General features: G+C 60.1%; 15 protein-coding genes. 7 read left to right on the forward strand and 8 right to left on the reverse strand.

What is annotated here, in order from left to right; all coding sequences use genetic code 11:
* Positions 1 to 7: 7 nt before the first annotated feature.
* Together G1C94_RS06490 and G1C94_RS06495 are read right to left on the reverse strand one after the other, a co-directional pair.
* Positions 8 to 1114: a class E sortase gene (locus tag G1C94_RS06490; protein WP_172146536.1), complete on the reverse strand. Its 1107-nt coding sequence runs from the start codon at positions 1112 to 1114 to the stop codon at positions 8 to 10.
* Positions 1114 to 1914, reverse strand: a complete 801-nt coding sequence (locus G1C94_RS06495; RefSeq protein WP_172146539.1) for a DUF881 domain-containing protein — start codon at positions 1912 to 1914, stop codon at positions 1114 to 1116. Before G1C94_RS06495 ends, G1C94_RS06490 begins: the two co-directional genes overlap by 1 nt.
* A gap of 215 nt (positions 1915 to 2129) precedes the next feature.
* Between G1C94_RS06495 and crgA the strand changes: the two genes are divergently transcribed.
* Positions 2130 to 2705, forward strand: coding sequence for a cell division protein CrgA (crgA, locus tag G1C94_RS06500; RefSeq protein ID WP_172146660.1), 576 nt, complete (start codon positions 2130 to 2132; stop codon positions 2703 to 2705).
* Between the two features lie 143 nt (positions 2706 to 2848).
* On the opposite strand, the gene G1C94_RS06505 is transcribed toward crgA, so the two are convergent.
* The gene (locus G1C94_RS06505) at positions 2849 to 4123 is read right to left on the reverse strand and encodes an ATP-binding protein (RefSeq protein ID WP_172146542.1); all 1275 of its coding nucleotides are present in this window, start codon (positions 4121 to 4123) and stop codon (positions 2849 to 2851) included.
* Between the two features lie 293 nt (positions 4124 to 4416).
* Positions 4417 to 5124 (reverse strand): rhomboid family intramembrane serine protease, encoded by a 708-nt coding sequence (locus tag G1C94_RS06510; RefSeq protein WP_172146545.1) that lies wholly within the window; start codon positions 5122 to 5124, stop codon positions 4417 to 4419.
* Between the two features lie 201 nt (positions 5125 to 5325).
* Here G1C94_RS06510 and G1C94_RS06515 point away from each other — a divergent pair, with 201 nt between their 5' ends.
* A complete protein-coding gene (locus G1C94_RS06515) occupies positions 5326 to 5547 on the forward strand; it encodes a hypothetical protein (RefSeq protein WP_172146548.1) in 222 nt (73 codons plus the stop codon).
* Positions 5548 to 5669: 122 nt separating this feature from the next.
* Here the strand turns inward: G1C94_RS06515 and G1C94_RS06520 are convergent, their stop codons facing one another.
* A complete protein-coding gene (locus G1C94_RS06520; RefSeq protein WP_172146551.1) occupies positions 5670 to 8123 on the reverse strand; it encodes a glycogen/starch/alpha-glucan phosphorylase in 2454 nt (817 codons plus the stop codon).
* 268 nt (positions 8124 to 8391) lie between these two features.
* Here G1C94_RS06520 and G1C94_RS06525 point away from each other — a divergent pair, with 268 nt between their 5' ends.
* Positions 8392 to 8862, forward strand: coding sequence for a sterol carrier family protein (locus G1C94_RS06525; RefSeq protein ID WP_172146554.1), 471 nt, complete (start codon positions 8392 to 8394; stop codon positions 8860 to 8862).
* 3 nt (positions 8863 to 8865) lie between these two features.
* Here the strand turns inward: G1C94_RS06525 and G1C94_RS06530 are convergent, their stop codons facing one another.
* The gene (locus tag G1C94_RS06530; RefSeq protein WP_172146557.1) at positions 8866 to 9213 is read right to left on the reverse strand and encodes a DUF3073 domain-containing protein; all 348 of its coding nucleotides are present in this window, start codon (positions 9211 to 9213) and stop codon (positions 8866 to 8868) included.
* 149 nt (positions 9214 to 9362) lie between these two features.
* Between G1C94_RS06530 and trpS the strand changes: the two genes are divergently transcribed.
* The 4 genes from trpS (at position 9363) to G1C94_RS06550 (ending at position 12210) form a co-directional block, all read left to right on the forward strand.
* Positions 9363 to 10463, forward strand: a complete 1101-nt coding sequence (gene trpS / locus G1C94_RS06535) for a tryptophan--tRNA ligase (RefSeq protein ID WP_172146560.1) — start codon at positions 9363 to 9365, stop codon at positions 10461 to 10463.
* Between the two features lie 143 nt (positions 10464 to 10606).
* Complete coding sequence (locus tag G1C94_RS06540; RefSeq protein WP_172146579.1) at positions 10607 to 11401, forward strand: mechanosensitive ion channel family protein; 795 nt, start codon at positions 10607 to 10609, stop codon at positions 11399 to 11401.
* Between the two features lie 153 nt (positions 11402 to 11554).
* On the forward strand, positions 11555 to 11881 hold the full coding sequence (locus G1C94_RS06545) for a type II toxin-antitoxin system Phd/YefM family antitoxin (RefSeq protein WP_172146582.1): 327 nt from the start codon (positions 11555 to 11557) through the stop codon (positions 11879 to 11881).
* On the forward strand, positions 11878 to 12210 hold the full coding sequence (locus G1C94_RS06550; RefSeq protein WP_172146585.1) for a type II toxin-antitoxin system RelE family toxin: 333 nt from the start codon (positions 11878 to 11880) through the stop codon (positions 12208 to 12210). The genes G1C94_RS06545 and G1C94_RS06550 overlap by 4 nt, the downstream gene beginning before the upstream one ends.
* A 3-nt stretch (positions 12211 to 12213) precedes the next feature.
* Here G1C94_RS06550 and G1C94_RS06555 read toward each other — a convergent pair whose 3' ends face one another.
* Positions 12214 to 13371: an ATP-binding protein gene (locus G1C94_RS06555; protein ID WP_172146588.1), complete on the reverse strand. Its 1158-nt coding sequence runs from the start codon at positions 13369 to 13371 to the stop codon at positions 12214 to 12216.
* A 169-nt stretch (positions 13372 to 13540) separates the two neighbouring features.
* Positions 13541 to 14653 (reverse strand): D-alanine--D-alanine ligase family protein, encoded by a 1113-nt coding sequence (locus tag G1C94_RS06560; protein ID WP_172146591.1) that lies wholly within the window; start codon positions 14651 to 14653, stop codon positions 13541 to 13543.
* Between the last annotated feature and the right edge of the window lie 9 nt (positions 14654 to 14662).

A 14662-nucleotide genomic window follows, 5' to 3' on the forward strand; every position in this document is an offset into this window, starting at 1 on the left:
CGCCTGCTCAGTCGAACGCGGCGTAATTGCTCATCTGTTGCAGAATGGGGATATTGGAGGCACCCCACGGGAACACCCATTCAAACAGCGCGGCGGCGGCGGCGAACAGCAGCAGCGCAAACAGCACGATGCGCACCGGCAGCACCCCGGGCTGTAATCGCAACAGCCAGCCGTATATGCTCGCGTCGGGGCGGGGCTTGTCGCCACTGCGAATCTCGGCGAGCAGCGGCCAACGCCACGCCACGGCGGCGGCGGCGAACAGCACGAGCCAGGCGAGCAGCGCGCCGAGCACATAGGGCTTGAGCGAGCTGATGCGGGCGGGAAGCGACATATAGGATGTCGACTTGGCCGCGAACTTCACCTTGTTGTTGGAATCGATGACGGCAAGCTCCTGCGGCACGCCGTCCGAGACCTTCGCCCAATACTTCAGCTCTCCCCACACGACCCAGCGATGCGTCGGGGTGGTGTATTTCGGCTCGCAAGTGGTCAGGGTGATCCTGCGCTTGTCCGCCGCTGCGCCCGGCTGTTCGGGAACGGGATCGATGACTTCGGCATTGGTCGGCTCCACTATCTTGTAAGAGGTATAGGTGTAGACATACCAATAGTCCTGCGTGCGAACCACGATGGGGTCGCCCTCTTGCAGCTTGTCCACGTCGCCCAGCGGCTGGCCGTATCCGTTGCGGTGGCCGGCGACGGCGAAATTGCCGAGCTGGCCGGGCATCTGCGTGTTCGTATAGTGCCCCAAGCCATGCCGGGCGAGCTGCGCGGCATCCGTGCCCTCAACCACATTGCGTTCCCAACTTTGGCCGAAGCGCGGAATATAAATCTGCGCGATCAGATCGCCGTAACTGGCGCTCGTCGGCTGCACGGGCGCATCACCCTCCTGCGCCTGGGCGATTTTGACTTCCGAGGAGGAGGCGGGGTCCGACCAGCTGACCTGCTCGCTCGTTTGGGCCTGCGTACGTTCCGCCTGCACGCCCGTCCACCACATCTGCCACACGATATAAAGCGCGCAAATCGCGGCGAGCGTGAACAGCAGTTCCGACAATATGCCGAGCGCTTGCCACAACGGGCTGCGGCGCGTCCCCGCTTGCCGCCGAGAGCCATGCCTCATCAGTTATCCCCCTTTGCCGACTCGTCGGCATCTGAAGCATCCGCTTCCTGTTCGGTTTTGCCGGACACCTTCGCATATTTCAACGGTTGCAGCAACGCCGCGGTTTCATCGAAATGCAGATTCTTCTTGCGCTCCACCTTCCAGCCGAGGCCGAAGGAGCTTACGTACTGCTTGTAAATCTTAATCGTGGGCGAGTCATTCAGCGCCTGGATGAGATTGTCGGCGTCGCCGATGGCCGAGATGGTGAACGGAGGCGAGTATTTCTTGCCGTGCAGGGAGATGACATTGCCCGAGCAGATCACGGCGGAATTGAACAGCACGCGCTGATCCATCAGCATCATGGCTTCGGCGCCGCCTTCCCACAACGCGTTGACGACGGCCTCGATGTCCTGTTGGTGAATGACGTATTTGTCGATGTCCTCGGACGAGCCGGACGAGTCGACGGTTTGCTCCCACAGCGGCGAATCGTCCAGCGTCACCGTCACGCCGGGACCTTCGACGGCCGGCAGCGTCGTGCCGCTTCCCGGGTCGTCGGCGGTTTTGCTGGAGTTGCCGTCCTTGGTGGCCAGTTCGGTCATGGTGTTGACGTCGGAGGAAAGTTTGTTCACTTCCTCCTGCAGCTTATTGACCTCTTGCACGCGCTGTTCGATGAGGCCGGCTGTGTCGGAGGTGACGGTGGAGGTGCGGTTGACGCGCAGATTGGTGACGAACAGATACCCCGTCAGCGCCACGACAAGCAGCACGGCGACACTGCCCATCACGGAGCGCTTAACCCCATGCTTGCTGGCATGCTTGCTCATAGACCACCTTTCGGATGGATTCACGGGACTACCCACGTCATGCCGACGCGCGTCGCCCGTCGCTTTCGAGTGTAGCCACTATGATGACTTCTAGCCTACTGAATGGAGATAAGCTGATGGCTGACGAAGAACTGCACACAATCGACCCGAACGAGCCCCAGGACTTGCAGTCCGATCACGATGCCGAGAAGGTCGAGACGCTCGACATCACCGAGATCGAGGAGTTCAACGAATCCGGCGAAGTCGCTGAAGCAGAAGTCGCTGAGACCGAGGAGACTGAGGAGACTGACGGGGTCGACGGTGACGCGGCATCCGAGGAAGACGCGCCCGAGGCCGAGGCGGAAACCGACGCCGACGAAGCGACCGAGGCCGAAGTAGCGGAAACTGATGCCGATGAAGCGCCTGTGGATGAGGCCAACAACAAGGACAATAAGAACGCGGACGACAAAGACGACGACGCTCAGGAAGCGGTCAACCTCGTCGATATGGACAAGATCGAAGCCGTGCTGAACGCCACTGCGGACACGACGGCCATGACCCCGCAGATGCGCCGCATGATGTCGCGTCAGGAAGAGAGCACCAAGCGCGTCGAGGAGTCCATCAAGGGCACCAAGTCGAACCCGCGCTGGTTCGTGCCGCTGTTCTGCATTCTCATGGTGATTGGCCTGATCTGGGTGGTGACTTATTACCTGACCTCCAAATACCCGATTCCGAACATCGGCGCTTGGAATCTGCTTATCGGTTTCGTCATCATCATGATCGGCTTCCTAATGACCATGTGGTGGCGCTAAGGGTTCGCTAAGGGTTACCCACAAAGACAATAACGGTTCGCTGGCGGCTTGTATATGCGATTGCGCAATACAAACAACCAGCGAACCGTTGCCATTACCAGCAATTCTAAGCCAGTCACCAACCAGCCAGCCGATATCCACGCCTACGGGGCCAACATAGATAGCGGCACGACCAGCACGCCATCCTCGCGCTGATATGCCGTGGCAGTGCCAGTGAGCACCAGAAGGAATGCGGGGCTCCCCTCACGTTGCTGATTCACGCGGTCGGCCAGCTTCAGCAGATGCTTTGCGGCCTGATCGACCATACGCGAACCAAGCTTGACCTCCACGAGAGCCCACCTGCCATCGTCGAGCGTAATGACCGCGTCCGCCTCCAGACCAGTTTTGTCGCGATAATGGCGCACCTGCCCCTGCAAGGCATCGGCATATATGCGCAGATCGCGCACGCACAGTGATTCAAACAGCAGCCCGAACGTCTCGAAATCAGACAACAGCTTGCTTGGGGTGGCCCTGAGCATTGTGGCCGCGATTGAAGGATCAACGAAGTGGCGTGTTGGACTTGTGCGGACCGCCGTTTTGGAGCGCAGCCGCGGGCTCCAAGCCGCGAGGTCTTCAATGACATAAGCTCGCGTCAGCGCGTCCACGTAATCCGCAACGGTGTCGATTGAGGGCGGCTCGCCTTGCATATCATTGGCTATGGTGGTCAACGGCGCTTCCGATGCCGTGTTTCTGGCATAGGAACGCATAATCGAGCGCATCCATGTTTTGTTGCGTTTCATGCCATCCATCTGTTCGATGTCTGCGTCAAGCAATTCACTCACGTAATCGCTCGCCATGTCCAATGCGTTCTGGCGATCCCGCTCGATAACGGCCTCGGGCCATCCGCCACGACACAGGGCGAACGCCAAGTGCTCGATATCGAAATCCGTGATGCCTGCTGCAACCGCCAAATCGCCGTCGAATAGTGACGACAATGAAACCGCCCCGCTGGACTCACCGGATTCATACAGTGACATTGGGCGCATGGTCATGCTTGAGATGCGGCCGACACCCGAGTGCTGCGGCTGTTCGCCTGCCCGCCGCGGTGTGGCCGATCCGGTGAGAATGAAACGCCCTCTGCCGTGTCCACTGTCAATCGCAAACCTGACAGCGTCCCATAGCTGGGGGGCCATCTGCCATTCGTCGATCAGGCGAGGCTCTTCACCCGCGAGTATCGCCGAAGGCTTGGCATCCGCCAATGCCAGCAACGCAGGGCCGCTATCGGGGTCTTGTAGGTAAACCTGGCTGGCCGATCTCTGACGCGCCGTAGCGGTTTTGCCGCACCATTTAGGCCCCACGATATGCACAGCTCCCGCCGTGCGCAGCTTACGGGCAAGTACGCTGTCGGCAATCCGCGGCAAGTATTGGTTTACGGACATGACATTCCTTTGCAATCAAAGCAATAGGCACATCATATTCCTTGAGTTGGACCGTTTTCATTCCTTGAGTTGGACCGTTTTCATTCCTTGAGTTGGACCGTTTTCATTCCTTGAGTTGGACGCAGGGGCTGATGATGTCTGTTGATGGATTTTCTGTTTGCTGCGGTTCTGAATCCGCCTTGCCATGTTTGCCCAATACGGCTCGCCGTCTCGACATCTAAGTTATCCACAATGTTTTCCACATGTGTGGAAAACTACACGTGTGTAATTTATGTCTGTGGACAGCCTAGAGCCTAGAAGACCGGCGCACAGACCAGAATGACCACAATCAGCACCGCGACAACGGCAGTGCCGTAAATCATCATGCGCTGGGTGAACGAACGGTTGCGCAAAGCCGGTACGCCGGAAACCAGCAGCCAAGTGAGCACGCCGCCGGTGACGAATCCGCCGGCATGCGACTGCCAGGCGATGCCGCCGACCACGAACGGCAGCAGGAAGTTGATGCCCATCCACACCAGCATCGAGCGGATATCCGCGCCGATGCGGCGGAACACCACCAGCAGGGCGGCAAACAGGCCGAACAGCGCGCCAGAGGCACCATACGCGGCCATCGTCCAATCGCCGCTCACCCGCGCCCACACCATCAGCCCGGCGGCACCGCCAAAACCGGAGATGAGATAGAACGCAAGGTAACGCCAATGGCCCATCATGCGCTCCAGCACCGGCCCCACCGAGAACAGCGCGAGCATATTGAACGCAATGTGCATCAGGTTCGGCGCGTGCAGGAACATCGAAGTCAGCCACGTCCACGGATGGGAGACCATGGTCGCGGGCATGACCATACCGAAGTTGACCATCACGGCGAACGCGCGGGGCGCCATGAATCGCAGAATCATCTCCACCAGCCACACGGCCACGCATGCGACGATAAGTGCCCATGTGATTACCGGGCCGCCGCTCGCCCACTCGCCACGAATCTGCCGTTTGGTTGGAATCTGCATGCCCCCACTGTAGCGAATGGCATTCCCGGCCGGTTCGGGCGAGCGGCGGCGTGGAATCCGGGCGCAACCGATGGCGGCGGATTGTTGTCTGCCGCGACTGGCGGGGACAACCTCACTTAATCCTCACATAACTCGTTTTATGATGGATAGTGGAGTTGGTTTGAATGGACAGGCCAACAAGCCTTAACGAAAGGAGTCGCCATGGAGAATAAGTCTTCAAGCGGTTGGAAGTTCTTTGCCCTGCTGTTCGGCGCACTGCTCGCCGCAGCCGTTGGACTCTACGTCTACAAGCAGCAGAACCCGGATTACGATCCGTGGGAGGAACCGTGGGAGAACAGCTCCTCGCCGGTCGATTTGGGCTTGGACAAGGCCGAAGACGAGGACGAAGTTGCCGAGGGCGAAACCGCCGCGGAAGTTGCCTGAATCGAATAAACGTTTAAAGCGCTTAAAACGCTAAAGCAACGAAGAAAACCCCTGCGCCACAACGGTTGCAGGGGTTTTCTTTACGCTATTGACCTCACGCTACTGACCTCGCGTCATCAACCTCACGCAAGCGCCGGCAGCGGGCCGGTGTGCCAGATGCGCTCCAGATAGTCGCTGATCGAGCGATCGGAGCTGAAGTAGCCCGAGTTCGCCACGTTGATCAGGGCCTTGCGGTTCCACTCAAGCGGCTGGGCATACAGCGCCTCGATTTCGGACTGGATGGCGGTGTAGGCGTGGAAGTCGGCCAGCGTCATGAACCAATCCTTGGAGAGCCAATCGCTGACCAGCGGGGCGTAGGTGTCCTTGTTGCCGTTGGAGAAGGTGCCGTCGGCCACCATGTCGATCGCGGCCTTCAGGCGAGGGTCGGCCTCATAGTACTTGCGCGGGCCGTAGCCGTCGGCATAGAGCTTGTCCACCTCGTCGACGGTCATGCCGAAGAGGAAGAAGTTCTCGGCGCCCACGCGCTCGCGAATCTCGACGTTTGCGCCGTCGAGCGTGCCGACGGTCATCGCGCCGTTCAGGGCGAACTTCATGTTGCCGGTGCCGGAGGCCTCCTTGCCGGCCTGCGAGATCTGCTCGTCGAGGTCGGTGGCCGGGATGAGGTGCTGGGCGAGGCGCACGTTGTAGTTCCACGGGAAATACACGTTGAGCTTGCCCTTGACGTCCGGATCGTTGTTGACCACGCGCGCCACATTGTTGATCAGCTGGATGGTCATCTTGGCCAGGTAATAGCCGGGGGCGGCCTTCGCGCCGAAGATCACGGTGCGCGGCATCACGTCGTCGGCGGAGAGCTTGCCCGACTTGATGTCGGCGTAGCGGGCGATCAGGGCCAGAATCTTCAAGGCCTGGCGCTTGTATTCGTGCAAGCGCTTGACCATGGTGTTGAACATGGTGTCGGGGTCGAGGTCGAAGCCATACTCGCGTTTGGCGTAGTTGGCGAAATCGACCTTGTTGGCCTGCTTGACGGCGGCGAACTTCCTGACGAACTCGTCATCGGCGGCCAGCGGCTCCAGGCCCTTGAGCAGCTCCAGGTCGCTCAGCCACTTGTCGGTGCCCAGGCCTTCGGTGATGAGGTCGGACAGGCGCGGGTTGGCCAGCTTGATGAAGCGGCGCGGGGTGACGCCGTTGGTCACGTTGGTGAATTTGTCAGGGTAGACGTCGGAGAAGTTCTTGAGCGTCACGTCCTTCAGGAGCTGGGAGTGCAGTTCGGCCACGCCGTTGACGTGCGAGCCACCGTAAGTGGCGAGGTAGGCCATGCGCACGGAGTCGCCGGTGTAAATCGCCATATCCTTGATGGTGACGGCGCCCACGCCCTTGGCTTTCAGCTCGGCCTCGAATTGCTCGTTGATCTTCTCGATGATTTCGAGGTGACGCGGCAGAAGCTCGCCGATCAGGTCGGCCGGCCACACTTCCAGCGCCTCGGGCAGCAGCGTGTGGCAGGTGTAGTTGAAGGTCTTGTTGGTGATGGACCAGGCGGTGTCCCAGTCGTAGCCGTATTCGTCGATGAGGATGCGCATCAGCTCGGGGATGCCGATCACCGGGTGGGTGTCGTTGAGCTGGAAGACGATCTTGTCCGGCAGCGTGGTCAGGTCCGGCTTGCTTTCGCCCGGATAGAACACGCGGATTGCGTCATGCAGCGAGGCCGACACGAAGAAATACTGCTGTTCAAGGCGCAGTTGCTTGCCTTCCTTGGTGGAGTCCTCCGGATAGAGAATCTTGGAGATGTTCTCCGCCTTGACCTGCGGCTTGACGGCGCTTAAGTATTCGGAGCGGTTGAAAGTGAGCAGATCGAACTCGTCTTCAGCTTTCGCGCTCCACAAACGCAGGGTGTTCACGCGGCCGGAGGCGTAGCCGGGCACCATGTAATCCACCGGAACGGCGCGCACCGACCACGCCGGCTTCCACACCTTCTTGCCGCCTTCCTTGACGACCTTGCCACCGAAGGAGACCTTCTGCGAGCGGTTGTAATCGATATGCCCCCACGGCTCCTCGTTGGCCAGCCAGTAGTCCGGCGTTTCGACCTGCTTGCCGTCCTTGTCGAACTCCTGCTTGAAGATGCCGTACTTGTATTGGATGCCGTAACCGAACGCCGGCACGCCCAGCGAAGCGAGCGAATCGATGAAGCACGCGGCCAGACGGCCCAGGCCGCCGTTGCCCAAGCCCGGCTCGTATTCCGTGTCGACGACGTCCTGCAGGTTGAAGCCCAGGGATTCGATGGCGGCGTTGTATTGCTCGGTGAGCCCGGCGTTGAGCAGGGCGTTGCGCAGCTGCTTGCCCATCAGGAATTCGGCGGACAGATAGCCGACGGCCTTGGTGGTGCCGTTGACCATGTCGTGCTGGGTCTGCATCCACGAATCCATCAGGTGATGGCGCACGGCGACTGCCGCTGCGACGTACACATCGGCGGGGGTGGCCTGCTCGACGGTGACGCCTTGGGCGTATTTGAGCTGTTCGCGGATCTCGTCGGCAAATTGCTCGGCGGTGACTGGGGATTTTGGTGCGGTGATTTCGCTCATATTGCTTCCCGACTTTCTCTGTTATGTTTCCCGGTCAATAGTATGTCGCGGTATCGTTACGATTCAATTCCGCCCGAAGGCTTCTGTCACGTTTCCACACCGTTGTGCATACGTTGTCACTGCAAGGCTACCACATACATCAGTCTCGAGCTGCAGTAATCGACGCATGAGGTGTTGCCAAAATGAAAACGTAGGCAAAACGCCGTACCAAGCCGCGCCAAACCGCACCAAACCGCGGCATGGGTGCCGTATGCGCCACAATGGAGGCATGGCAGTGATTTTGCGCAAGGATTTGGAACGCGGGCGCGCGGCATACGAGCAGTGGGGGCAAGCGGCTCGACACGCGCTCGCAGACGGCGGCGAGGCGGGCGCGAACGGCGGAAACGGGGGGAACGGCGAGAGCGGCGCGAGCACAAGCGTGGCATATCGCGCGAGCCTTGACCCCGAAGTGCCGCGTTCCACACAAGCCATGGCCGTGCGCTATTCGCTGCATCTTCTGGAGCGCAAAGCCCCCGGCCCCGGCGTGGAGGTGCGCGTGGCGCCGTGGGGAGCCGTCAAGATTCTCGACGGGCCGGCTTCCGATCCGCATAACCTCACGCCGCCCGATGTCATCGAACTCGAGCCGAACGTATGGTTGCGGCTTGCGTGCGGCATCACCACATGGAGCGAGGAGCGGCAAGCGGGGCATATCAGCGCCGTCGGCGAGCGCGACGACCTGAGCGAGCTGCTGCCGCTGTAGATATCAGCTCTTCTTGCGCTTCAGCGCGCTGGGCACCGGCATGGGCATGGGCTTACGCGGTTTCGGCGCGGGGTTGGACACCGGCATTTCGCCGCTGGTCGCCTTGGCCGCGGCTTCGGCGGCCCACTTGGCGTAATCGTCCAAATCGTCGGCAGGGGCGGGAGTCGACACGGAGTCCGCGTTTTTGTCCGCATACTGGTCTTCCACATCGGCGAACGGATCGACCGAACCGGAACCCGGCTCCTGATGGTTCAGCTCCTTGGCAAGCTCGTCGTAATCGGTGTCGGTGGTCAGATACTTGAGCTTACGGGCAATTTTCTGTTGCTTGGCTTTCTGACGTCCGCGGCCCATCTGACCCCCTGCTGTATTCGCTTGCTATCGATTCATCACCTAAGAAGAGTACCACTTGTTCAAGCAGGTTTGCTTGTCTGCTGACACTTTTACGATAAAAGCGATATTTTGCACAGGTTTATCCCACTTCTTGGCGAAGGATGGCAGGCATGACGGACGAAACGCGGGGCACGCAAATCACAGCGGTCGGCAATGAAATGAGCGCCAGTTTTCTAGCGGCGAAAAAACGTTCGGACGCCACCGAGGCCGAAATCGAAGCCAATCCCGGCAAATTCACCATGCTCACCGGCGACAGGCCGACGGGGCGGCTGCATCTGGGCCATTATTTTGGCACAATCCGCGAGCGCGTGGCCATGCAGAACAAGGGTGTGCACACCAACATCATCATCGCCGACTATCAGGTGATCACCGACCGCGACACCACCGAACATATCCAAGACAATGTGCTGAACCTCGTGCTCGACTACTTGGCCGCGGGCATCGACCCGAAGAAGACGATGATCTACACGCATTCCGCCGTGCCGGCCGAGAACCAGCTGATGCTGCCGTTCCTGTCGCTGGTCACCGAAGCGGAGCTGCACCGCAACCCCACCGTCAAAGCGGAGATGGAGGCTTCCGGCCACGCGCTGACCGGGCTGCTGCTGACCTACCCGGTGCATCAGGCGTGCGACATTCTGTTCTGCAAGGGCAATGTGGTGCCGGTCGGCAAGGATCAGCTGCCGCATATCGAGTTGACTCGCACCATCGCGCGCCGTTTCAACGAGCGGTATGCCAAGAAGAACCCCGTGTTCCCCGAGCCGGCGGCCATTTTGTCCGACGCGCCGGAGATTCCGGGGCTTGACGGGCAGAAGATGAGCAAGTCGCGCGGCAATTCCATTGTGCTGAGCGCCACCGCGGAAGAGACCGCGAAGCTCATCAAGAAGAGCCGCACCGATTCCGAGCGCACCATCACTTTCGACCCGGTGAACCGCCCGGAGGTGTCCGCGTTGCTGACCACCGCCTCGCTGGCGACCGGCCGCGCGCCTGAGGATATCGCCGCCGAGATTGGCGACGCCGGCGCGGGTGCGTTGAAGATGTATGTCATCGATTCGGTGAATGGGTTCCTCGCCCCGCACCGCGAGCGCCGCGCCGAGCTCGCCAAGGACATGGACTACGTGCGTGACGTGTTGGAGGACGGCAACCGCCGCGCCAACGCCATCGCCGAAGCTACCTTGGACGAGGTCCGCTGCGCCATGGGGATGAATTACTGAAATTCAGTGACGGGGTGTCTGTTTCGTTACTTTACTTCGGCTATTCCTTAAGTCCCTTAATATCCCTATAACCCTTAAGCGCCTGTAGTCTTTCGAGCTGCGCCCGTTGTGGGCGAGACGACGGGCGGGTTACGATAGCGGGTATGAGTGAATTCAAAGACACGGTGTTGACGTGGCTCGCCGCCAATCTCGGCAAATTGATTTGGCTGGTGGTGGTGATTGCGCTGGCGATTGCCGCTTCGACGGTGTTCGGCCGGCTGTTGCGCCGCGTGCTGGATAAGTCGCAGATTCCCAGCGCCTCGATTTTCGTGAACCTCATGCGCGCGATTATCTGCCTGCTCGCTTTCGCGCTGGTGCTGGAGCCGGTGTTCGGCATCAACCCCACCACGCTGCTTGCCGCACTGGGCATCGGCGGCTTGGCGCTGTCGCTGGGTTTGAAGGACACGATCGCCAATGTGATCGGCGGATTCGCGCTGATGTTCGGGCATGTGATTCGCCCCGGCGATTTGGTCACCATCCAAGACATCACCGGCACGGTGCGCGACATCACCTGGCGGCAGACCGTCATCGAAACGCGGCTGGGCAATCACATGGTGATTCCCAATTCGGTGCTCAACACCACCGCGCTGACGCGACTGACGCCGGCCACGGAAAGTGCCGTCACCGTGGCGTTCACCGCGCGGGGCGACAGCGCCCCGGAGCAGCTCGAACGCGACATTCTCGCGGCCGTCAGCGGCGCAACAGCCGACCTGACCATGCCCGGCAGTCAGCCAGTCGTGAGATTGACGGGCTTTTCGCCGTATGGCACCGAAGGCAACGTGGTGTTATTCGCGCGCGACGGCGTGGCCCTGCCCACCGTGGCGGATCAGGCGGCGCGCGCCATCGCCGAAATGAGCGACAACCATCTCGTCACCAACGGCGCCTCCTCAGCGCAATAGCCAGTCGCGGGTTCCATGCGGATGGCGCGACGGCAAGCGCGACAGGGACGATGAGCGCGGGCCAGGCAACACGTTCACTAAATAGTAGCTTGATAATAGTATGGAAAATACTAATCTATTATTAGATGTAAATATGTATAGAAAGGAAATACTATGAGCCCGGCAGCAGCATTGGATGTATTTGACGACATCGCCTCGATCAGCGACTTCGGCAAAGGCAAATACAGCAAGATTTTCGCGCGCGCGGAGCACCGCCCGCAGTACATTCTCAAGAACAACACGCCCAGCTACGTCATCATCGACTTTGATGAATACAAGCGGCAGATGGACGCTCTGGAGGATCTCTACGATTACGAACTCGCCGTTCAGCGGCTCGAAGCGAACGAGGGTAAGCCCACGATCAGCCGGGAAGAAAACATGAAGCTTCTGGGCATCACGCAAGCCGACATCGACGCCGCACCGGAGGTCACCGTCGAATGACCGCATGGGAACAGCAATTTCTTCCAGAAGCCAGCAAGGAGATGGGCAAACTTACCGAAGCGGTGCGAGTGCAGGTCCAAAAAGGTTTGGATAAAGTCGCCCAAAACCCATTGCCACAAAACGAAGGCGGGTACGGCAAGCCGCTGCGCAACGATAACCAGGCAAAACTCGCCGGGCTCTGCAAGGTCAAGTTCCGCGAAATCGGCATCCGCGTGGTCTATAAGGCGGTTCGTCAAGACAATGTGATGCGCATCATCGTCGTGGGTGTGCGTTCCGACAAGGAAGTATATGAACTCGCCGACGCACGCCGCCGCAAATATTCGCTGTGAGTGCTAGCGCAATAGCCAGTCGCGGGCGCTGCTGACGGGAACCCCCTTGGAAACATAGCTATCCGCCACGCGCGAAACCACATGCCGGCGCTCCGACGGCACCCCCAGTTCGTCACCGATGGCGCGCAAGTGCTTGGCGAATCTGTCGTGATAGGTTTCGCTCGATTTGATCTCCACAAGCATCGGCTCCCGGGGGCGCGATTCGTCAATCAGATCGATTTCGCGGCCGCTGGCGTCGCGATAAAAACACAAACGTGGCTCCTGCGTCTGATTGAAGTAATCCTTCAACGTTTCGCCGATGATGAGATTCTCATACACGGCACCGAGATGCTCGGAAAGCAGCAGCTCCTCCAAGCTGGTTATTCCCAGCAAATAGCACAGCAACCCCGTATCGTAAAAATACAGCTTCGGGGTTTTCGTCAGGCGCGTGCGCGCACTGCTGTGATAGGGCATCAGCTCGAAAGCCACATAGCTCGACTCGAGAATCGACAGCCACGATTTCGCGGTGAGCGGGCTGATGTCCGCGTCGTTGGCAAGGTTGCTGTAGTTGGTGAGATTGCCGACGTTCAGGGCGCACAGTTCCAGAAATTTCCTGAAGCTTGCGAGGTTGCGCACATCAAGATAATCGGACACATCGCGTTGCACATACGTTTCGACGTAGTTCGAGAACAGCAGATGTTCCGGGAGCCCCGTGTCGTACAGGCGCGGGAAGCCGCCGGAGAACATGAACTCATCGGCCGTCAGGGTGGGTTTCGCCTGTAACGCCTCTTTGAAGGAGAGCGGCAACAGTTTGAGCAGACCGACGCGGCCGGCCAGCGATTGGGTGATGTTCTTGAGCAACAGGAAGTTCTGCGAGCCGGAAAGAATATATTGCCCCGGCTTGTTGTTGGCGTCGGAGACGACCTGTATCTCGGAGAACAGTTCCGGCACATGTTGCGCCTCGTCGATGATGAGTTTCGCCGGTCGGTTCCTGATGAAGCCGACCGGATCCTCCTGGGCGAGCCGGCGCACTTGCTCGCTTTCGAGATTGATGTATTCGTAGTCGGGGAACGCATGCCTGACCAGGGTCGATTTGCCGCTCTGCCTCGGGCCGGTGACGGACACCACGGGAAACCAGGTCGCTAGTTTTTGGGCTTGGTCGATTAATGTTCTGGGTATCATCACCGCTCCTGAAATCCGATAATCCTATAGTTGCTTTTCCGATAATCCTATAGTAGGAAATCCGATAATCCTATAGTAGCGATTCCGATAATCTTATAGTAGGAAATCCGATAATCCTATAGTAGGAGCTGTTGCGGGTATGGATCGATGGCGCGAAACCCAGCGAGCGCTAGCGCAGGACGCCTTCGATGAGGCGGGTGATGAGGGCGGCGTAGGAGATGCCGGCGGCCTCCCATGCCTTGGGATACAGGGAGATGGGGGTGAAGCCGGGCATGGTGTTGATCTCGTTGACCATCACGGTGCCGCTGGGCGTGACGAAGGTGTCGACGCGGCTCAGTCCGGCGCCGTCCACCGCCACGAACGCGCGGCGGGCCACTTCGCGCACCCGCTCAAGCGTTTCGGCCGGCAAGTTGGCCGGCACCTCCACATGCGAGGCGGAGGAATCAAGGTATTTGGAATCGAAGTCGTAGAACTGGTCGTCGCCCGTCTCGCGACGGTCGAGCACGATCTCGCCGGGCTGGCTGACCTGCGGCTCGTCGCCCTCGCCGGGGCGCAACACGGCGCACTCGATTTCGCGCGCATCGATACCCTGCTCGATAAGCACTTTCCAATCGTGCTTGCCGGCCTTCTCGATGGCCTCACCGAGCGCCGCGGGCTGCTCCACCTTGGTGACGCCGAAGCTGGAGCCGCTGCGCGACGGCTTGACGAACAGCGGGTATTGCAGACCGGCCTGTTCGACTTGTTCGAGCGCTTCGGCGGCGGAAATTCGGCGCGCGTCCACCATCACGCCGGGCGCGGTGGGAATGCCGGCCGCGTTCAACAGCACCTTGGTGTAATGCTTGTCCATGCAGGCGGCGGAGGCGAGCACGCCGCAACCGACGTACGGCACGCCCATCATCTCCAGCAAACCCTGCACGGTGCCATCCTCGCCATACATGCCGTGCAACACGGGGAATACGGCGTCCACATGGCCGAGCGGCGCGATATTGGTGGGGTTGTGCGGGTCGGCTGCGAAGAAGCCGTCCTTGCCGAGTGAGACGTCCAGCATCACCGGGCGCGAGGTGGCAGTGACGGTGACTTCGGGCATTGCTTCGCCGCTCAGGTTCGCGTTGCGCGGGTCGGGGCCGTCGACAATCCACTGGCCGGTTTTGGTGATGCCGATGGGCAGCACGTCGAACCGCTCGGCGTCAATCGCATTCAGCACGCCGGCTGCGGACACGCAGGAGATCGGGTGTTCGTCGGCGCGGCCGCCATACAGCACCGCAATGCGCTTCTTGGTCATGACTGCTCC

Origin of the sequence: Bifidobacterium panos (assembly GCF_012932445.1) — a bacterium.
Classification (GTDB): Bacteria; Actinomycetota; Actinomycetes; order Actinomycetales; family Bifidobacteriaceae; genus Bifidobacterium; species Bifidobacterium panos.